The following is a 19,743-nucleotide window of genomic DNA, read 5'->3' as shown; positions in this document are numbered from 1 at the left end:
TATTTAAGCAACTTAATTAAATAAAAATCATCAACCGGACTTTCATCATGACCAAGACATTTGCTCTCCTCACAACGGTGGCTTTTTCCGCTCTTGCCGCAGGCATAGCGCAGGCTGAAGACATCAAGATCAAGATTTCCACGCTGGCCGAGCGTAGCGCTCCTGGCCGCGTCACCAACATCGAAGCAGCTGCCGAAATCATGAACAAGCAGTTCAAGGCTGCCGGCGTTGACAAGCGTGTTGTTATCGAAGCAAACAACAGCGCCGTTAAGGGCTGGGACGATCTGGCGCTCGAAACCCTCAAGGCATTTACTGTCGGTCAGGGTCCTGATATCTACGTTCTGCCACATGAGTGGATCGGTCAGTTTGCCGAAGACGGTTACGCACTGGCAATGGACGACAAGATCGCGGCATCCCCATGGGTCTATGACGATATCCTACCGGTTCTGTGGAACTCCGCAAAGGCAAAGGACGGCAAGATTTACGGCGTGCCACAGGATGCTGAAATCCGCATGTTCTTCTACAACAAGGACATGCTGCGCAAGATCGGCAAGGACGAAGCGTTTATCGACAGCATTCCGGCCAAGGTTGAAACCGGCGAATTTACACTCGACGACCTGACAGCTTTGTCCAAGGAAGTTGTCGATGCCAAGGCTGCCGACTACGGCATGCTGCATCGCCCAAACGTCGGTATCGATTACCTGATGGTTTTCCAGTCTTACGGCGTGAAGTTCATGGACGAAAAGACCGGCAAGCTGGTCTTTCCGAAAGCTGAGATGACCAAGGCACTCGGCTGGTATGAACGCAATTCTAAGGAAGGCGTCACACCGGTTGATAACACCGCGATGAGTTGGGATGCCATCCAGGGCGCCTTCAAGCAGGAAAAGGCCTTCGTCTTCCATCAGGGCGTTTGGGCTGTTGCCTGGCAGGTTGGCGAAAAGAATGGCGCAACCTGGCCAACTGACAAGGATGGTTATTTCAACAAGATCGGCTGGATTCCTGCACCTGCTGCAGAAAAGGGTGGCAAACCTGCCAACCTGTCGCATCCACTGCTTTACACTGTGAGCGCCAAGAGCGAAAACGCAGACATTGCAGCGGATCTCGTGGCACTCGCAACACTGCCATACTTCAACAACGAGCACGCCGTGACGTCTTACCACACGGCTATCAGCAATGCTCAGACCGCCATGCCGAAGTACAAGGACAACTGGGTCCTGTCTGCCGCATCGCCAATGATGGAACACGCACAGTTCGTGCCGAACCACACCCAGTTCGGCAGCTACAACAAGGTGTTGTTCAGCGGTCTGCAGGCCGTTGAAACTGGCAAGATGACGGCTGAACAGGCGGTTGATTTCATCGCCGACGAGCTTGAATTGCAGTTTGGCGCCGACATCGAAATCCGCGACGCCGCAAGCAACTGATGATGTGATTGATCCGGTGCCGCCCGATCTTGCTGGCGGCACTGCTGTTTTCGTCTGGTACTCCGTATGACCCAATTCCAGCTACGTGCTCACCGACCGGCGCGGCCGCTTCTTTATCTTGCGCCAGCAGTCGCTCTTCTTTTTGTGTTCTTTCTGGCGCCGATCCTCGTCAACGCCGTCATCGCCTTTACCGACATGGGCGCCAATCTCCGGGTCGGTCAGTTCACGCTGCAGAATTTCGAGCGGATTGTGCAGCGCGATGCGCGCATTCCCATGGTGCTGCTGACGACCCTGATCTACGTCACCGCGACCTTGTTCATTTTTAATGTCGGGCTGGGTGCCTTGCTGGCGATGACTTCGACCGCAATTCCAGATCGTCTCGGCAATTTTTTTCGTGGTTTGTGGCTGCTGCCGCGCATGAGCCCGGCTGTGCTCTACGGCATCTTGTGGATCTGGATCGCCGATCCAACTGCCTCCGGTCTGCTCAATCAGGTCACCGGCGTATTTGGTCTGCCGCCCATTAACCTGCGCAATGACTTTCCGCTGTTTCTGGTCATTCTGGCCAATGGTGTCGTTGGGGCGTCCTTCGCCATGGTCATCTTGACCTCGTCGATCCGCTCCATTCCATCGCATCTCGCCAATGCGGCGCGTGTTGATGGTGCCAGCGAATGGGGTGTGCTGCGCTACGTCGTGGCGCCAGCCCTTTCGCAGCCTATCCGCTTTATCACCATCTATCAGGCGCTGTCGCTGATGACGACCTATGAGTACATCCTACTGATTACCGGCGGTGGTCCGGTTTATGATTCAACACCCTACGCCCTCTACATCTACCGCCGCGCATTCGAAAACGGTGCCTATGCCTATGGTGCGGCGCTGGCACTTGGTCTGATGGTCATCGGCGTTGTGATCACATTCATTCAGTGGCGTATCACCAATATGAGCTCGACCTTTACCGCTCCAAAAATCGAGGTGCTGTGATGGCGCTTGTTCAAACCAATCATTCTGCTGGCACGAACTGGCTGCGCCTTGAGCGACGTGGTGTTGCCAACCGCGCTGGTTTCATCTCGGCAATTATCCTGTTCCTCACCGTTGTTTCAGTACCGGTCCTGCTGCCCTATCTCTGGCTGCTGGTGAAGTCACTGACCTCGTCGGACGATGCTGTTAGCCGCGCGGTTCTCTGGCGCAGCACTGCCATTGCCGGTGTCGCCTATATCGGTGCCATCGCCCTTGCCCTGTTGGCCGACAAATTGCGTAAACCGGCATTGTCCTGGGCAGCCCTCGGTATCGTCATCGTCATTCTGGCTGCCATTTTTCTCGCGCCACATCTGACGCTGGATAATTACCGCTTCCTGTGGAACCGCGACATTGGCGGCACCGGCACGACACGCATGAACCTGATGCCATCGATCTGGGCTGCACTTGGCAGTTCAGTGGTGTTTGCGGTCAGTCAGACACTGATTGTCACTCTGGTTGCCACGCCCGCGGCTTACGCCTTGTCGCGTTTTGCTTTTGCCGGCCGTGAGAACTTCCTGCGTGGATTGCTATTGTTGCATGCTTTTCCGGCGCTGGCGTTGACCGTCGCGATCTTTATCCAGCTGCACTATATGGGCCTGCTCAACAACCTCATGGGTGTTGTGCTTGTCATGAGTGCACTGGAACTGCCCTTCGCCATCTTCGTGCTCAAAAGCTTCTTCGACAATGTGCCGTGGGATATCGAGATGAGTGCGGTGACCGATGGCGCGACGCGTTCACAGGCATTCCGGATGGTACTTCTGCCGCAGGTTCGCAGCGGTCTCATCGCCGTTGCCACCTTCACCTTCCTCAGAGGGTGGGAAGAATACGTCTTCGTCCAGACACTGCTGATCGACAAGAGCCAGATGACGATGAGCCTCTACCTGTTTTTTGTGGCACAGGACACGATGGGTGCCGATTACGGCATGATTGCCGCTGTCGGCATCATCTATCTCCTGCCTGTGCTGATCCTCTACACCTTCACGCAGAAGTACATCACCCAGATGAGCTTCGGCGGCATCAAGGGATAAATGCCATGGCAAAAATCACTCTCGACAATCTGACCAAAAGCTGGGGCGAAACACAGGTTCTCAAACCGATGAACCTGACCATCGAAAACGGCGAGTTCGTTGCTATTCTTGGACCGTCCGGCTGCGGAAAATCAACGACACTGTTTCTGCTGGCTGGGCTTTATGCGCCAAGCAGCGGCCACATCGCCTTTGACGGCCATAATGTGAACCGCATCGATGCCCGCGATCGCAATGTCGGTATCGTGTTTCAGTCCTATGCGCTTTATCCGAACCTGACTGTTCGCGAAAACATCGGTTTTCCCCTGCGTTTCAAGACCATGGGCAAGGATGAGATCGCACGACGTGTGGATGAGGCGGCGCGGCTGGTGCAGATCAGTGCGCTTTTGGATCGGCGTCCTTCGCAGCTTTCTGGCGGACAGCAGCAGCGCGTGGCGCTTGCCCGCGCGCTGGTCAAGGAGCCCAACATTCTGCTGCTGGATGAACCGCTGTCCAACCTCGATGCCACCTTGCGCATTACCATGCGTGCTGAGCTGAAAAGCATTCAAAAACGCCTTGGTTTCACGACCTTGATCGTCACCCATGACCAGATTGAAGCGATCACCATGGCGGACCGCATCATCTGCATGAACAATGGTGAGATTGCCCAGATCGGCACGCCGGATGATCTCTATCGCCGTCCGACTGATCTGTTTGTCGCCGGATTTATTGGAACACCGCCGATGAACCGCCTGAAAGGTGTGACCACTGGCCAGCAGTTGAAGATCGGCACGGCCGTTTTTGAATTGAATGCTGCGTGCGACGGTGAGGTGACGTTTGGCCTGCGTCCTGAAGATATTAAGCTCGTGCCAGCCGACAGTGCGCATCTGACCGGTGAGATCGTCAGTGTTGAGCCGATGGGCAGGGAGGTTTTCTACACCCTCGATACCCCAGCCGGCACCACCCACGCACTGGAGTATGGCGAGGCAGTTCGTCACGCGCCAGGCGATAAGGTCGGCATGACCTGCGAAACGGCGCTGACGCTTCTGTTCGATGCCGCGGGCAAGCGCATCAACGACCTACACGCCGTCATTTCATCCTCTTCCAATGTGCGATCCAAGATGCTCGAAGCAGCAAACTGACAGGACTTATACGTGACCAAGATTGTTTCCCACCGCGGCGCCAACCATTTTGCGCCCGAGAATACCTTTGCTGCGGCCGATCTGGCGCTGAAGCAGGGTGCCGATTACATCGAGCTCGACGTGCGCGAAAGCGCTGATGGCGTGCTCTACGTCTTCCATGACGAGACGCTGGATCGTACCACCAATGGCACCGGCCCGATTGGCCATGCATCATCCGGCGAAATCGACGCACTGGATGCCGGCAGCTGGTTCAATGACAGTTTCAAGGGGGCGGTCGTACCGCGTCTCGATCAGTATCTCGAGAATTTGCGCGGCCGTGCGGGCGTCTATATCGAGCTGAAATATTGCGATCCGGCCAAGGTGGTTGCGCTGGTGCGCGACCTTGGCATGGTGCGCGACGCGTTTTATTTCTCGTTCTCGGAGGAAATGCGTCGTGACTTGCAAATCATTGCGCCGGAATTCCGCAAGATGATGACGCTGAACATCGCAAAGTCACCGTCGCTTGTTGGTGCTGTTCATCACGCCTCGATCATTGAAATGATACCGGAACAGTTGCGGCGTCCGGGCATTCTGGAGGCCAGCCGAAAGGCGGGGCTGGAGATCATGGTCTATTACGGCGGGGATGACATGGCTGTGCACCGCGAAATCGCGGCGGCTGGCGTCGATTACATCAATCTCGACCGACCAGATCTGTTCGACAAGGCACGGCGCGAACTGCGCGGAGCTGCCGCATGACAAAAATCGCAGTTGTCGCGGATGTGCATCTGCATGATCTCTATGGCGGTTACGGCATGGTGGAGGAGGGCAGTGGTGAACTTGCCCTTCGCACACTTGCTGACACAACCGCGTCAACGCGCGTTTTTAACGAAAGCTACCCGGCTTTCCTTGCTGTGCTGGATGATATTGTCCGGCGCGGCATTCGTGATGTCGTTCTTCTCGGCGATTATTCTGACGACGGCCAGCCCGGCGCGGTGACGGCGCTGAAGGCGATATTGTCGTCCTACGAAGAGCAGCACGGCCTGCGATTTTTTGCGACCTTCGGAAACCATGATTGTTTTGGACCGGTGCCACATCAGCAGGCCAAGCGCCTGACAAGGGCTGATGGTAGGGCACCGCTTCTTGTTGCGAGTGAGGATTATCAAAAGCCTGCCGACATGGTTCTATCCGGCATGCTGGGCATGAAAACCCTGGATGCCATGCACGCGATGGCACCTTATGGCATCGCTTGCCCTTCCAACGTTCTGCATTGGGAAACGCCATTTGGAAATCCGGATGCGCTTTCCGATCGCCGCCCGGACGCAAACGATATTGCATGCCTTGATGGGTCTTATCTTGTTGAACCGCAGCAGGGGCTTTGGCTGCTGATGCTGGATGCCAATGTGTTCCAAAACACAGGTGACACATGGACGCTCAAGGCTGACGCTGCCTGGGACCATTTTCTGGCGCAGCGCCCGTATTTTCTAAGCTGGATCGAGGATGTTGCACGCCGCGCCAAAAAGCTTGGCAAAACACTTCTGGCCTTTTCGCATTATCCAAACTTGCCGTTGGCATTGCGTGAGGGCGCAAATGCAATAGAGGTGGCATGTACACCTGAATGGGCAAAACGCATGCCGTCTTTTGAAACCGCGCGTCTGCTCACGGATGCGGGCATTCATCTGCATTTCAGTGGCCACATGCATGTGTCAGGGCGGGTGCAACTGGAAAACCTGCTGAATATTGCGGTGCCGTCACCGGTTGCCTATCCAGGTGGTTATGTCGTTGTCTGTGCCAATGCCCAAAACGTCGACATCGAAACCGTTCAGATTGCCGACGTGCCGGGTTTTGATGTCGCTTTCGCAGCCTATCGTCTGCAATCGGTCGCTGACGGCGCGGATGAGCTCTTTTCATCTGAAAATTATGCCGACTTTCTGCTCGCCCATCTGAAGAACCTCATCAAGGTCCGACATGTGCCGCATGACTGGTCTTCTACCTTTCGTGCCCAATTCGATAGATCGATCAGCGATGTGTTAATCGGTGAAAACGGAATAAGCGAGCTTGCCGATCAATGGCAGCCGGTGATGACGATGCCACTTTGGCAGATGGTCGAGGATTATTACCTGTTCCGTTCTGGCGGTGAGTTTGCCCTGGTGGATATCCCTGCACAGAGGGTTGGTTTCTATCGAGACCTAATCGACTGGCTCAAATCGAAACCGGATGATGCGACGGAATCCGATCTCGATAAATTCCTGGATTTGTTTGTGGCAACCTGCACGCCACATGTCTCCGGTTTCGATTTGGGGGCTTTGATACCTGAAGCTGCTCGGGCCTGAATATTACTACAGTCTGTTGTAGGTGATAAAGGCGCGTACGGCAGGAGACGCTTCCGTCTTGCGATGGGCAATAGCCAGATCCGACGTAATGTTATTGTCGATGACCGGCACATAACGAATAGTCGGAAGCATCAGGCAATTCAGAGATTTCGGAACCAGCGCAATTCCAAGCCCGACGGCCACCATGCTGGAAATGGTGGTGAAATCACGTCCGAGCGGGCTGATGTTGGGCTGAAAACCGGCCTCATTGCAGGCCATTATCGTGTTGTGATGAAACCCGACATCCGGTGGCTGGCGCGGTGTGATGAAGGTTTCATGCGCTAGCGCCGACAGTTTAACTTCTTTCGCGTAAGCGAGTGGGTGGTTTTCGGGCAGAACCACCACCAGAGGCTCTTGGAGAATGGTGCTTATGGTGATGCCATCAGGGATCGGAGCGGGCGGCCTGATATATCCGAAATCAAGCTTGCCATCGGCGATGCTTGCAAGCTGCATGCGCATTTCCATTTCCGTCAATTGCAATTCGACATCGGGATAGGATGAGCGAAAGCTGGTGATGGACCGTAACATCGAACCTGCATAGGCGGCAGACGCGACATAACCAATCGAAATACGCCCGGTTTCCCCTCGATCGAGCCGTTTCAAGGCCGCAAGCGTTGCATCGGCGTCGGCAAGCAGCTTTTTGGCGTCGGCATAGAGCAACTGCCCTGGCAATGTCAGGTGAACGGAACGTTTTGTTCTGTCCAGCAACGGCATGCCGACAATTGCCTCGAGGTTCATGATCTGCTGGCTTAACCCTGGCTGTGCGATGCCAAGGCGTATCGCCGCGCGCTCGAAATTACGCTCATCGACCAGCGCAGTGAAATATCTGAGGTGGCGAAGTTCGAAACTGTCGGCGCGTGGAACTTTGGGAGCGGCCATGCCCATGCTCTTGTTGTTAATGTTAGAAGAATTACAAACTATGCAAAATAGTAATTATCATAATTTTTAGTTATGAAAATACATTCTCTCACTTATTGGAACATTTCGATCCTACTGCGTAATAGATGACAAAAATAGTCCAGAAAAAACACATCATGGCGATGTCTGGATGAGTTGGTTACAGCGGTGATTGAAGGGTTTGTCACGTGAATATGAATCAGCAGCGCAAGTCACTTTTGACGACTGGTCATGTTTTGGCTGTTGCGACGGTCATGGTGTGGCCGCAGCTTGCCAGTGCGCAGGATTCCGGCAGCGCAGTACAGCTTGGAACAATCACCGTACAGGGGCAAGGCAAGGAAGATCCCAAAGGACCTGTGAAAGGGTATGTTGCCAAAAGCAGTTCTTCTGCCACCAAAACCGGCACACCTATCCTTGAAACGCAACAATCCGTATCGGTGATCACCCGCGACCAGATCGATGCCCAGGATGCCAAGACCCTAAGTGAGGCGTTGCAATATACGCCGGGCGTCGTTGCTGCTCCCTATGGTGCGGATGCCCGGTTCGATTCTCCGACAATTCGCGGGTTTGATGGGCGACAGGTTCAGTTTTTGAATGGGCTTCGCATCATGCGCACCGCCGGAGCTGCGCCGATTGAGCTCTATGGTCTGGAGCGGGTAGAAGTGCTGCGCGGTCCAGCTTCGATCCTGTATGGTCAGGCAAACCCTGGTGGTTTGATCAACCAGATCAGCAAACGGCCGACATTCGACGTTTTCGGCGAGGTCGGCGTCCAGATCGGCAGTGATGACTACTACCAGACGATGTTCGATCTTGGCGGGCCGATTGCCGACAGCGACAACTTTGCCTATCGCCTGACCGGTGTGGCACGCAACGCCCACGATGAAAGCGGCTTTCTCGACAATGATCGTTATTTCATCGCGCCGGCCTTCACCTGGAAGCCGGATGAAGACACATCATTGACGGTTCTGACCAGTTTCCAGCGCGATAATCCAAGCTCACCATCCGGACTGCCGCCAGCCCTGACCTTGAACGCAACGGGTACGATGTTGCCGCGTGGTTTTTATGTCGGCGATCCGTCATTCGATTTTTCCAATCGTAAACAGACCAATATCGGTTACGAATTCGAACATCGGTTCGACGAAACCTGGACGTTCAGGCAGAACTTTCGGTATTCGAACCTCGACTGGAACTATCAATCGCTTGGGATGAGTTCCGCAGGCAATGGTATGGCTGGCAGCCTCATCGCTCGAAATGCCACCTTTCAGGACGAACGTCTGAACACGTTTAATGTCGACAACAATCTTCAGGCCGAGTTTGCCACTGCCGGTATCGACCACAAGCTGGTGTTCGGTCTTGATTATCGCAATTTCGATAACAAGGTGAAAACCGAGTTCTGGCGGGCTACCCCACTTGATCCTGTCAATCCTGTCTATGGCGGGCCAGTCTCCCTCATTTCACGCTCGGTCTATGCCGATGTGAAATCGACCCTGACTCAGCTTGGCATTTATGCTCAGGACGAGATGTCGTACGATAACTGGCGTGCGACAGTTGGCTTGCGCTATGACTGGGCTAGCACGGAAGGTGGAGCAGTGGCTGCGCCTGGTGCGGCTCCAACCTCACGCAGCAAGGATGATGAGAAGCCGACGGGTCGTGTTGGTCTGGGTTACGTGTTCGATAATGGTATCGCGCCCTACATCAGCTATGCCACATCATTCGAGCCAACGCCGGTTCCAGCCACTGGGAAATTGCTTGAGCCGACCATGGGCGAACAATGGGAAGCTGGCATAAAATACCAGCCTGAAGGCTGGGACGGTTTCTTCTCCGCAGCTGTTTATGATCTGCTTCAAAAGAACGTCTCTTACCAGATCTCATCAACACCTCTTGTTTACGGTCAGTATGACGTGCGTGTAAAAGGCCTTGAGTTGGAGGGAGTGACCAGCCTTGCGGATGGTCTCAACCTTCGTGCAGCCTATACTTACATGGACACGGAAATCGTCAGTGGCACGAACAACGGCAAGCGTTATGAGAATGCACCTCGGCACTCCGCGGGGCTGTGGCTGGATTACACCTTTGCCGAAGATACGCCGCTGGAAGGTTTTGGCATGGGGGCCGGCGTGCGATATGTCGGCCAGCGGTATGGTAACTCCACCAACACGTTTGATCTGAGCGCCGTGACATTGTTTGATGCCGGTGTGCATTACGAAAAGAACAATTACCGTGCGTCACTGAATGTGCAGAACATTGCAGACAAGGACTATCTCGCCAGCTGCGGTACATTTGGCTGCTATTACGGAAATGGCCGTACGGTGATGGGCAAGCTGACCTATCGCTGGTAAAGAGCTTTAATCGATAACGAGCCGGAATGACGGTGCATAACAAATTCACACTTTCGGGCCTTGGGCGGCGACAGGTTCTTGGCCTGCTCGCCGCACCGCTATTTGAGCGATTGGCGCAAGCTGAGACTTTCCCCCACCGCATTGCGGCTATTGATTGGGCGATGCTGGAAACCGCGATGGCGCTTGGCATCACGCCGATTGCCGCGACTGAACTTATCCAGTTCAGAAAGGATAGCGTCGAGCCGCTGGTGCCGAATAACGTTGCAGATCTGGGTTTGCGCGGTTCGCCGAATTTCGAGCTTCTCTACCTGCTGAAGCCGGACCTCATTCTGATTTCGCCGTTTTACACACGCTATCAGCAACAACTTGATGCCATCGCGCCGACCATGTCGTTGCCGTTTTATGTCAAAGGTGAACCGCCATTTGCAAAGGCACTGGCTGCTGTTCCGGCACTTGGAGAACGGCTTGGTCGCAATGCGCAGGCGACGGATGTTTTGCGGACGGTTGAACAGTCGCTGCCTGTGATGCGCGGCCAGCTGTCTGCTTATGCCAACAGGCCGAGCTATGTCATCAATATTGGCGACAGCCGGCATTTTCGTGCCTTCGGCAGCGACAGCATGTTTGGCGATATATTGATGCGACTTGGGCTGCCAAATGCGTGGCGTGAGGGGTCGCGGTTCACTTTCGCAGCGCCGGTACCCCTGGAAACACTTGCCGAAAACCCTGATGCGCGCATCGTGGTCGTTTCAGATGTTCCCGTGGAAGCCCGTAGCGGGTTGCGTAGAAGCCTGATCTGGAATGCGCTTGAGCCAGTCAAGAACAAGCGATTGGTGATGCTCGACAACATCAATCCTTATGGCGGTGTGACGGCCGGCATGCGTTTTGCCCGGTTGCTGGCGGAGGCACTTCTGGCCAATGAGGATGCGCTGTGACCGCCAGGACAATCTCGAGCCTTGCTGCCGCCACCACGCTTCTCGCCATGTCACTCACGGCATATGTGGCATTGCAGCGTTTGCCTTTGGAAGACTGGCCGTCATTTCCCTTTGACCCGGCGCAGATGACGACTGACCAGATCATTCTGGCCTATGCGATCCTGCCGCGTTCTGCTGTCGCCATATTGGCCGGCGCGATATTAGGTCTTTCCGGAGCCTTGTTGCAGAGGCTTTTGCAAAACCCGATTGCTGATCCCTCTACGCTTGGCGTGTCTGCGGGCGCACAACTTGCCATCGTTGCTGGCACCTTGTTTTTCCCAGAAGTGCTGGATGGTTACCGTGGTCTGGTTGCCCTGTCTGGTGCGTTCATTGCAGCATCTATCGTTTTCCTGCTTGGATGGCGACGTGCCTTTGAGCCTGTGTCGATGGTTGTCTCAGGTCTTCTGGTTGGCGTGACGGCGTCTGCAGTTTCTGCGGCACTGACCCTGTCGCAGGGCGAATATCTGATGTCCCTTGTCACCTGGAATGGTGGCGCGCTCAGTCAACAGGACTGGTCCGTTGCCGTGTCCCTTTCGGTCTATCTGGCGGCAGGTTTGTTGACGACCCTGATCCTCATGCGCCCGCTTGTGGTTCTGGCCATTGGAGATTCCGGTGCACGATCCCTCGGGGTTTCCCTGTTTGGTATCAGGCTTTCGGTTGGTGCTCTGGCGGTTGTGCTGTCGGCCGGGGTATCTGCGGCCGTTGGCCTTGTCAGCTTTATCGGACTTGCCGCACCGGCACTTGTGCGTGGCCTTGGTGTTCGCAAGGCATCCCATATTCTGTTTTCCGCACCCGTTGCTGGCGGTTTGCTGTTATGGCTTTGTGATGGCCTGGTGCAGTTGCTTGCTTTTGCCTCCAGCGAAAACTTTCCGACAGGTGCCGTTACCGCGCTCATTGGCGGGCCTTTACTTTTGTGGCTGTTGCCACAGGTGCGCTCAGATGATGCACACCAGCAGACCGTGGCTGAGTTGCAAAGCCGGGGATTGCGCTGGGGGCTGGTTGTTTTGCTGGTCCTGGTTCCTGTCATTGCATTTTTTGCACTGACGCTGGCAAAAACGGCAGATGGCTGGACAATCCTGACGATGCAGGATTTTGAGGATCTTCTGCCCATGCGTTGGCCGCGTCTGCTTGCTGCCACCGGTGCCGGTGGATTGCTGGCACTTTCAGGCGCTGTGCTGCAGCGCTTGACAGGTAACCCCATGGCAAGTCCGGAGGTTATTGGCGTGAGCGGCGGCGCTGGCATCGGTTTTGCCGCCGCGATCAGCATTTTTCCGTCCGCCGGTATGCTGGAGCTGTTTTCCGGTGCTGGCATTGGCGCAATCGCCGTGATGATTGTAGTGTTGATCTTTGCAGGTCGCCAGCATCTTTCGCCACAGCGTGTGTTGTTGGCAGGCGTTGCAGTCAGTTCATTCAGCTCTGCAATTCTGGCGGCTCTGCTTGCCGTGGGCGATCAACGGTCATGGCAGATCCTGGCATGGCTCGGTGGCACGGCATCAACGGCGACACCTGTTTCGGCCATGGTGCTTGGAGCGCTTGGGCTTGTCATTCTGTTGTTGTGCCTTGCCCTGTCACGCTGGCTGACAATCATGCCACTTGGTGCAGACGTTCCAGTCGCGCTGGGTCTGCCTGTCCGTTTGGTCCGTGTTCTCATGATCCTGGCTGCGGGATTGGCAACAGGTGCTGCGGCACTATTGGTGGGACCGCTCAGTTTCGTGGGTTTGATGGCGCCACATATCGCCTTTCGCGCGGGATTTACCAAATCCCGTGATCATGTGCTGATGACGTTTTTGCTGGGTGCATTGTTGATGCTGGCTGCTGATTTCGGTGCCAGGACAGTAACCTTCCCATATGAGCTGCCTCTGGGGCTGTTTGCTGCCATGGCTGGTGCGCCCTATCTTATCTGGCTTATAGGCCGGCGTGGATGAGACAATTTCATTTGAAGCGAATTTCGCGTAATGCCATTTTCGCGCGTGAAATAGTGAAGGACTGACGGGCATGAATTCTACCACGTTACAACAAAACGAGTCGTCTGCTCCTTTGTTTGAATTGCAGGACGTCACTTTGACCCTTCAGGGTAAGACATTGCTGCATCCTCTGACCCTGACGCTTCCTGCCAAACGAACCGTTGGCCTGATCGGGCATAATGGATCGGGCAAGTCTACCCTGCTGAAAATCCTGGCACGTTTGCATAATCCAACCGGCGGCAATGTCTCTTTCTGCGGAAAATCGCTGTCGGAGTGGGGTAACCGGGAGTTTGCTAGAGGGTTGGCATATCTGCCGCAAAATACACCGCCTGCATCTGGTATGCTGGTGCGGGAGCTTGTCGCGCTTGGTCGGTATCCCTGGCACGGTGCGCTCGGTCGGTTCAGCCCGGTCGATCAGAAAAAAGTCGATGAGGCTGTTGAACTGACCGACATAGGTCCGTTTCTGGATCGCTTGGTCGATACGTTATCGGGTGGTGAGCGTCAGCGTGTCTGGCTGGCGATGCTGGTGGCGCAGGATGCACATTGTCTGCTGCTGGATGAACCTATTTCAGCACTTGATGTCGCGCACCAGATTGAAGTTCTGTCGCTTGTTCAGCGTTTGTCGCATGAGAAGGGGCTGGGTGTGATCGTGGTGCTGCATGACGTCAACATGGCGGCGCGCTTTTGTGACGACATTGTCGCCTTGCACTCTGGCAAATTGATAACCCGCGGCAGCCCCGATGCGATCATGAGCTCGGATGCCCTGCAAAAGATCTATGGTGTTTCCATGGATGTCATTACCCATCCCGCCACAGGCAGGCAGGTTGCGCTGGCATTGTAAGCCCTCGCAATGCGGCCCTGACAGAGATCAGCTTGTCAGACGGGCGGCTGTAAATTTGTCGGTGACCAACACATCAATGACGCCGAGTTTCAACGCACCCGCAATGGCCTCTGTCTTGGATTCTCCACCGGCAAGCGCCATGACGCGGTTGGTCTTGCGCAGTTCTTCCAGTGAAAGGCCGATAACCCGGTCATTAAGCGGCGTTTCGACCGGTTTTCCATCCTTGTCATAGAAACGGTAGGAAATTTCGCCGACCGCACCGGCATCATGCAGCATCGCCATTTCCTGCGGAGAGAAGGTATTGCCGGACCGGGCCAGAAGTTCTGATGGCTCAACGGCGCCAATGCCGACAATGGCAAGGCTGAGACGGCTGAAAAGGTCCATTGTTTCGCGCACAACGGGGTCGGCCAGCATGACAAGCTTTGCTTCCCGAGATGAGGTGATGCCTTGCACAAGTAGAAGGCGTGGCTCGCCACCGGTCAGCTTTGCAAGTCGTGCGGTCAGCTGTGTTGCGTGGGTTTGCACCGATGCGTCGCCCATGCCACCCAGCACCTGAACGATGTATTTGGCCTTGGCATTCTTGAGAGGGTGGATATTGTCCACCATGCGCAAAATGGTCTGGCTCCAGCTTGAAACACCGATGATTTCATCCTGCTGAAGTGTGACTTCCAGAAAATGCGCTGCGGCCTCACCGATGCGCGGCGTAATAGCGCTGTCGCGGTCCTCAGAGCAGTCAATGACAATGGCTTCGGTCAAGTCGTAGCGTTCACGCAGGGCGTTTTCGAGATCCGCAAAGGTACCGGCGGGTGGAATCACTGTCGTGCGAACAATGTCTTCCTGTTCGGCACGTTTGAGCATGCGCGACACGGTTGCCTGCGACATGTGCATGATTTCAGCAATTTCGGACTGCCTTTTGCCTTCGATGTGATACATCTGGGCAATTCGGGCAATCAGTCGCAGCTCATTGAGCCGTGCCATGCAAACCTCCGGCAGTGAATTTTTATTCACTCATAGATGAAGGGACGGTGACGGTCGAGCGATAGATTGCGTCCTGCCAGACATGCAGGCGATCTGTCGCATCGCAGTTCCGTGGCGTGATTGTGTTGGTGCTGCGGGGCAGGGCGGCCACGGCGTCGAGGTCGGCCCAGACGCCAAGCGACAGTCCCGCAAGATAGGCTGCGCCAAGTGCTGAGGCTTCCGGCGCGTCACACTGGATGATGGCGCGGTCCAGAACATCGGCCACACACTGCATCAGGAACGAGTTCTGACTTGGCCCGCCATCAACATAAAGGCGTCCCATTGGTGTCTGTGATTGCGCGGCCATCGCCTTGAAGACGTCATGAACCTGAAAGGCCATCGAATCTGTCACTGAGCGCGCCATCTGCGCACGCGTCGTATTGAAGGTGATGCCGGAAAACAGCGCCCGCGCATCGGAGTGCCAGTACGGCGCGCCAAGCCCGACAAAGGCCGGCACAAAACCTGGGCCACCCGGGGCAGCCGTTGCCGCAAGTTCTGTCAGGGCCTGCACATCGGGAAGACCGAGCATCTCGACCATCCATGGAAGAGAAGCGGCTGAAACCAGAATATTGCCCTCGAAGGCATAGGTCGGCTTTCCAGCAATCGACCAGGCAATGGTTGTGGTAATGCCGTTTTCAGGCGCAATGAACTCCGGCAGGGTTGTCATGATTGACGAGCCGGTTCCGAAGGTTACCTTGCCATCACCGGGATTGAAGGCGCCATGACCAAACAGCGCCGCATGGCTGTCGCCAATAGCGGATGCAATCGGGATGCCGTCCTTGAGGCCGGGCACATTTTTCGTCACACCGAAATTTGAGGCGCTGTCTCCGACATCAGGCAGCAGGGATTTGGGCACTCCAAACAGCGTACAAAGCTCGTCACTCCATTCCTGGGCCTCCAGGTCATAAAGCTGACTGCGTGCTGCATTTGATGCGTCACAAGCATGGACTGCACCGTCGGTAAAACAATGAATCAACCAGGCGTCGATGGTGCCAAGCCTGACAGTTTTCTCATCAGGAACGCGGTCCAGCAACCATTTCATTTTGGGACCGGGAAACATGGGGTCGATAGGAAGCCCGGTCAAAACCTGAACCCGTGGCGCATGACCCGCCGCAGTTAGCTCAGCACAGGTCGCTGCTGTGCGGCGGCACTGCCAGCTGACCACGGGACCTAATGGTTCTCCTGTTCTTGCGTCCCAGATGGTGACGGATTCGCGCTGATTGGAGATCGCAATGCCGATGATCTCCACATCGGAAACCGACTGAAGGCAGCGGGCGATTGCCTCCTGAACGGATACCCATAATCTGACGGGATTTTGCTCAACCCAACCTGGCTGCGGGTGCTCGATGCCAACGGGGGATGAACCACGCGACAGGATTTCGCCTGACGTGGAAACAAGCACGGCCTTCGAATTTGTGGTGCCCTGGTCAATGGCGAGAATGGCGGTCGTCGTCATGGCAGCTCCGGTTGAGGAGAATTAAGGGCAGGGCGAAAGTGAAATCATACTGCGCCCGGCATTGAAGTGAGAACAAGTCCGTCCCGGCTCGTACCATCTCTAAGAAGATGCTACGCGGCCTTGGGGTGTTGCAATTAGCTGTTTGACGCTTTGCGGGCGATCAGGGCAACTGCTGCATCGGCGATAGCCGCAGGCGACATGCCGAATTCATCGAGCAAAAATTCTGCTGAGCCCGTCGGTGCAAAAATGCCGGGGACGCCAAGGATTTTCATCGGAACCGGCGCTTCTGCCACAACACATTCTGCAATGGCGGAGCCTAGGCCACCATACACCGAGTGTTCCTCAGCTGTCAGAATGGCACCGGTTTCCTGTGCCGCCTTGACGATGGCGTCGACATCGATCGGGCGAACCGTCGCCATGTTTAGCACCCGCGCTTCAATTCCCTTCGCAGCCAGAATCTCGGCTGCTTTCGCCATGCGATGGGTCAGAGTGCCGTTGGCAATCAGGGTGATTGCATCGCCATCACGCAACAGATTGGCTTTGCCCAGTTCAAACCTATGGCCTGTCGGCAGCAAATCGGGAACTCCAACGCGCGAAAGACGCAGGAAAACAGGTCCCTCATAGCTTGCAGCCCATTCGACGGCGGCAGCCGTTTCAATGGAATCGCAAGGAGCAATAACCGGCAGGTTTGGCAAAACCCGGGTCCAGGCAAAGTCTTCGATAGAATGGTGAGTTGGACCAAGTTCGCCATAAGCCATGCCGGATGAGATGCCGACAAGTTTTACATTGGCGTTTGAATAGGCGATGTCTGCCTTGACCTGTTCCAGTGAACGCCCTGTCAGAAAACACGATGCACCGCAGACGAAGGGCAAGAGACCGCCATTGGCGAGGCCGGCACCCACACCCACCATGTTCTGTTCGGCAATGCCGACATTCACGAGGCGTTCAGGCCATTTCGCTTTGAAGCCGCCGAGTTTCGATGAACCGACGGAATCGTTACAGACGGCGACGATTTTGGAATTTTCAGCGCCAAGGCGCTCCAGTACGGCGACAAAGGCGTCGCGGCAGTCGTGCAGCTTTGCGGTTGGTGTTATGGCGTTCATCACAGCGTCTCCGAAAGCTCAGCCAGGGCAATTTTATACTGATCTGCATTCGGCACCTTGTGATGCCAATCAACGGTATCCTGCATGAAGGAAATGCCGTGGCCCTTGTTGGTATGCGCAACAATGCAATGCGGGCGCTCGCCGCGCTTTTCCAAGGCGGGAACAATTTCGTTCATGGCGTTGCCGTTGATCTCGGTGACATCCCAGCCGAATGCTTCGAGTTTGGACGAGAAGGGGGCAAGATTGTTGGTGTCTTTCAAGGCCGCACCCTGCTGGAAGCGGTTGTGATCAATGATCAGGGTAAGGTTGTTGAGGCCGAATTGCGCCGCCGAAGCAATGGCTTCCCAGTTTGACCCTTCCTGCATCTCACCATCACCGGTCAGAACATATGTGCGATATTTTGCGCCCGTAATTTTGGCGGCCTTGGCCATGCCAACAGCAACCGGCAGGCCATGACCGAGTGGCCCCGTATTGGTTTCAACGCCCGGCACCTTGTTGCAATTCGGGTGTCCGTTGAGGCGCGAATGCGGTTTCAGGAAGGTGCTGATTTCTTCTTCGGGGATAAATCCTCTTTTGGCCAAGGTGACATAAAGGGCCAGAGCGACATGACCCTTGGACAGCACAAATCGATCGCGATCCGCATGTTTGGGCTGGTCCGGCCAGATACGCAGAACTCGGAAGTAAAGGGCTGTCAGAATGTCGATGGCAGACATTTCTCCACCAATATGGCCGGCTCCTGCTTCGAAAACGGCTTGAAGGTCGCGCAGGCGGATTTGCCTGGCGATATGTTCGAGATCATTCTGCTGCATGAAATCCTCGTATTGAATATATATTCATGTATCAATATATTTGCACATTGACGTAATAAGTCAAGTGAGAATTGCCGCTTGACCACGTCATGTCGATGCTTCGATCATGTTTGAGAATTTAAACTCGAAATTGAATAAATATTCCAAGTTGCCCGCATTTGTGCTGCGCAGCTCCATTGCATCGTAAATGATGCAGATGGCCAAGGTGACTTGAGGCGGCTGGGCGAAAGCAGTGCTGGCAGTCTGAAATTATGACTGGAGCGTTACGCTGCGTCTGAGCTTGCCTGGAGAGATGCCAACAATCTGATTGAAATTGCGCGTCAGATGGCTCTGGTCGGCAAAGCCGCATAAGGTGGCGATCTGTGCAAGCGGTGTCGTGGTGGTTTGCACGAGGTGACGGGCCTGTTCTATGCGCTGCGTCAAAAGCCAGCGATGCGGTGTGTAGCCTGTGACCGCACGAAAGGCACGAATGAAGTAACTTCTTGAAAGACCGCATGCGGCGGCCACATCACTGATGGAGATGTCCTTGTCGAGATTGGCGCGGATAAACTCCTTTGCGCGCATCTCCTGCCATGGTGCCAATCCAAGTACACGACCGGGAGCAACCAAACCGGCGCCACCATAGGATCCCAGAATGTGACTGCTGATGACCGTGACCATTTCATCAACGAACAGTGCCGAGCTTTCGTCCGGTTTGGCCAATATCGGGATCAATGCGTTGAGCAGATGGGACAGAACCGGATCCTTGAAACCGGTTAGATTGACCATTTCATTGTTATAGGGTTTCCCGGTCTCAAGGCTCAGTTGCTGCAGATATTCGCTCGACATTTCCAGCAGAAGAAAGTCGAAAGGCTCGGTCAGATCGGCGCGATAATCATCCGAGAAATTGCGCAGGTAAACGGAGCCGGGCTCGAAGTCATGCAGTGAAGACGATCGCCCTTTAAAAAGCTGGCGGCGGTGGCCACCTTGCAGGCAAACGCCGACAAGTGCGCCTCGACCAGAAGCGGATGTTTCGACCTGTGCCAGGCCGTTGCCGTTGTTGTTCTTGCGGTAGAGACTGAATTCAGGACGGATATATTGCTGGTTGATGGCAAGATGATCGACTGCACATCCCAGGCCGTCGCGGGCCGGAATATTCGGCAGATTCACGACCATATTGTCCATGGGTATCCCGCTTTCATGATTACAACAGGCCACACCGGATGAAATGCAGGGTTCAGACAATGCGCGTCACATCTAGACCCAATATCGGGAACTGTCGCATGGAAATTGATAAATGTAAAAAAATTGAAACATACGCGAAAAAAGGCGTGGCGAAGCGAGCCGCCACGTCTCTGAAAATGTAGCCGATTCTCAGCCTTTAATGAAAGCCAGGAGATCAGCATTCAGCACGTCGGCATTGACGGTCAGCATGCCATGC

The 19,743-nt window shown here is 55.1% G+C and carries 16 protein-coding genes; 10 read left to right on the top strand and 6 right to left on the bottom strand.

Translation table 11 applies throughout. The features are described 5' to 3' along the window. Nucleotides 1–47 precede the first annotated feature (47 nt). The 6 genes from RT613_RS18975 to RT613_RS18950 all read left to right on the top strand — a co-directional run bounded on the left by RT613_RS18975 (nucleotide 48) and on the right by RT613_RS18950 (nucleotide 6,890). The gene (locus RT613_RS18975) at nucleotides 48–1,421 is read left to right on the top strand and encodes an extracellular solute-binding protein (protein WP_313617927.1); all 1,374 of its coding nucleotides are present in this window, start codon (nucleotides 48–50) and stop codon (nucleotides 1,419–1,421) included. A gap of 66 nt (nucleotides 1,422–1,487) precedes the next feature. After that, nucleotides 1,488–2,399: a sugar ABC transporter permease gene (locus tag RT613_RS18970; RefSeq protein ID WP_313617925.1), complete on the top strand. Its 912-nt coding sequence runs from the start codon at nucleotides 1,488–1,490 to the stop codon at nucleotides 2,397–2,399. After that, nucleotides 2,399–3,463 carry a carbohydrate ABC transporter permease gene (locus RT613_RS18965; RefSeq protein ID WP_313617923.1) on the top strand — a complete coding sequence of 355 codons (1,065 nt, stop codon included), beginning with the start codon at nucleotides 2,399–2,401 and terminating at the stop codon, nucleotides 3,461–3,463. Before RT613_RS18970 ends, RT613_RS18965 begins: the two co-directional genes overlap by 1 nt. A gap of 5 nt (nucleotides 3,464–3,468) precedes the next feature. After that, a complete protein-coding gene (locus tag RT613_RS18960; protein ID WP_313617922.1) occupies nucleotides 3,469–4,581 on the top strand; it encodes an ABC transporter ATP-binding protein in 1,113 nt (370 codons plus the stop codon). 12 nt (nucleotides 4,582–4,593) lie between these two features. Then, nucleotides 4,594–5,316, top strand: a complete 723-nt coding sequence (ugpQ, locus tag RT613_RS18955; protein ID WP_313617920.1) for a glycerophosphodiester phosphodiesterase — start codon at nucleotides 4,594–4,596, stop codon at nucleotides 5,314–5,316. Beyond that, on the top strand, nucleotides 5,313–6,890 hold the full coding sequence (locus RT613_RS18950; RefSeq protein WP_313617918.1) for a metallophosphoesterase: 1,578 nt from the start codon (nucleotides 5,313–5,315) through the stop codon (nucleotides 6,888–6,890). Before ugpQ ends, RT613_RS18950 begins: the two co-directional genes overlap by 4 nt. 6 nt (nucleotides 6,891–6,896) lie before the next feature. On the opposite strand, the gene RT613_RS18945 is transcribed toward RT613_RS18950, so the two are convergent. Further along, nucleotides 6,897–7,808 carry a LysR family transcriptional regulator gene (locus RT613_RS18945; protein WP_313617916.1) on the bottom strand — a complete coding sequence of 304 codons (912 nt, stop codon included), beginning with the start codon at nucleotides 7,806–7,808 and terminating at the stop codon, nucleotides 6,897–6,899. Between the two features lie 212 nt (nucleotides 7,809–8,020). On the opposite strand from RT613_RS18945, the gene RT613_RS18940 reads away from it, so the two are divergent. From RT613_RS18940 to RT613_RS18925, 4 genes are all read left to right on the top strand, one after another. After that, nucleotides 8,021–10,162, top strand: a complete 2,142-nt coding sequence (locus RT613_RS18940) for a TonB-dependent siderophore receptor (RefSeq protein ID WP_409558856.1) — start codon at nucleotides 8,021–8,023, stop codon at nucleotides 10,160–10,162. Between the two features lie 26 nt (nucleotides 10,163–10,188). Beyond that, the gene (locus tag RT613_RS18935) at nucleotides 10,189–11,094 is read left to right on the top strand and encodes an iron-siderophore ABC transporter substrate-binding protein (protein WP_313617914.1); all 906 of its coding nucleotides are present in this window, start codon (nucleotides 10,189–10,191) and stop codon (nucleotides 11,092–11,094) included. After that, the gene (gene fhuB / locus RT613_RS18930; protein ID WP_313617912.1) at nucleotides 11,091–13,058 is read left to right on the top strand and encodes a Fe(3+)-hydroxamate ABC transporter permease FhuB; all 1,968 of its coding nucleotides are present in this window, start codon (nucleotides 11,091–11,093) and stop codon (nucleotides 13,056–13,058) included. The genes RT613_RS18935 and fhuB overlap by 4 nt, the downstream gene beginning before the upstream one ends. A gap of 70 nt (nucleotides 13,059–13,128) precedes the next feature. Continuing rightward, nucleotides 13,129–13,938 (top strand): ATP-binding cassette domain-containing protein, encoded by an 810-nt coding sequence (locus RT613_RS18925; RefSeq protein WP_313617910.1) that lies wholly within the window; start codon nucleotides 13,129–13,131, stop codon nucleotides 13,936–13,938. Between the two features lie 27 nt (nucleotides 13,939–13,965). Here the strand turns inward: RT613_RS18925 and RT613_RS18920 are convergent, their stop codons facing one another. The 5 genes from RT613_RS18920 to RT613_RS18900 all read right to left on the bottom strand — a co-directional run bounded on the left by RT613_RS18920 (nucleotide 13,966) and on the right by RT613_RS18900 (nucleotide 19,487). Beyond that, on the bottom strand, nucleotides 13,966–14,916 hold the full coding sequence (locus tag RT613_RS18920) for a sugar-binding transcriptional regulator (protein ID WP_313617908.1): 951 nt from the start codon (nucleotides 14,914–14,916) through the stop codon (nucleotides 13,966–13,968). Between the two features lie 22 nt (nucleotides 14,917–14,938). Next, nucleotides 14,939–16,411 carry an FGGY-family carbohydrate kinase gene (locus tag RT613_RS18915; RefSeq protein ID WP_313617906.1) on the bottom strand — a complete coding sequence of 491 codons (1,473 nt, stop codon included), beginning with the start codon at nucleotides 16,409–16,411 and terminating at the stop codon, nucleotides 14,939–14,941. A gap of 134 nt (nucleotides 16,412–16,545) precedes the next feature. Continuing rightward, nucleotides 16,546–17,514, bottom strand: a complete 969-nt coding sequence (locus RT613_RS18910; protein ID WP_313617904.1) for a transketolase family protein — start codon at nucleotides 17,512–17,514, stop codon at nucleotides 16,546–16,548. Next, nucleotides 17,514–18,323 carry a transketolase gene (locus RT613_RS18905; protein WP_313617902.1) on the bottom strand — a complete coding sequence of 270 codons (810 nt, stop codon included), beginning with the start codon at nucleotides 18,321–18,323 and terminating at the stop codon, nucleotides 17,514–17,516. The genes RT613_RS18910 and RT613_RS18905 overlap by 1 nt, the downstream gene beginning before the upstream one ends. A 249-nt stretch (nucleotides 18,324–18,572) precedes the next feature. Continuing rightward, nucleotides 18,573–19,487: an AraC family transcriptional regulator gene (locus tag RT613_RS18900; RefSeq protein ID WP_313617900.1), complete on the bottom strand. Its 915-nt coding sequence runs from the start codon at nucleotides 19,485–19,487 to the stop codon at nucleotides 18,573–18,575. Between the last annotated feature and the right edge of the window lie 256 nt (nucleotides 19,488–19,743).

The organism is Agrobacterium sp., from assembly GCF_032092815.1.
Classification (GTDB): domain Bacteria; phylum Pseudomonadota; class Alphaproteobacteria; order Rhizobiales; family Rhizobiaceae; genus Agrobacterium.
This window is presented reverse-complemented; position numbering and strand designations above follow the sequence as displayed.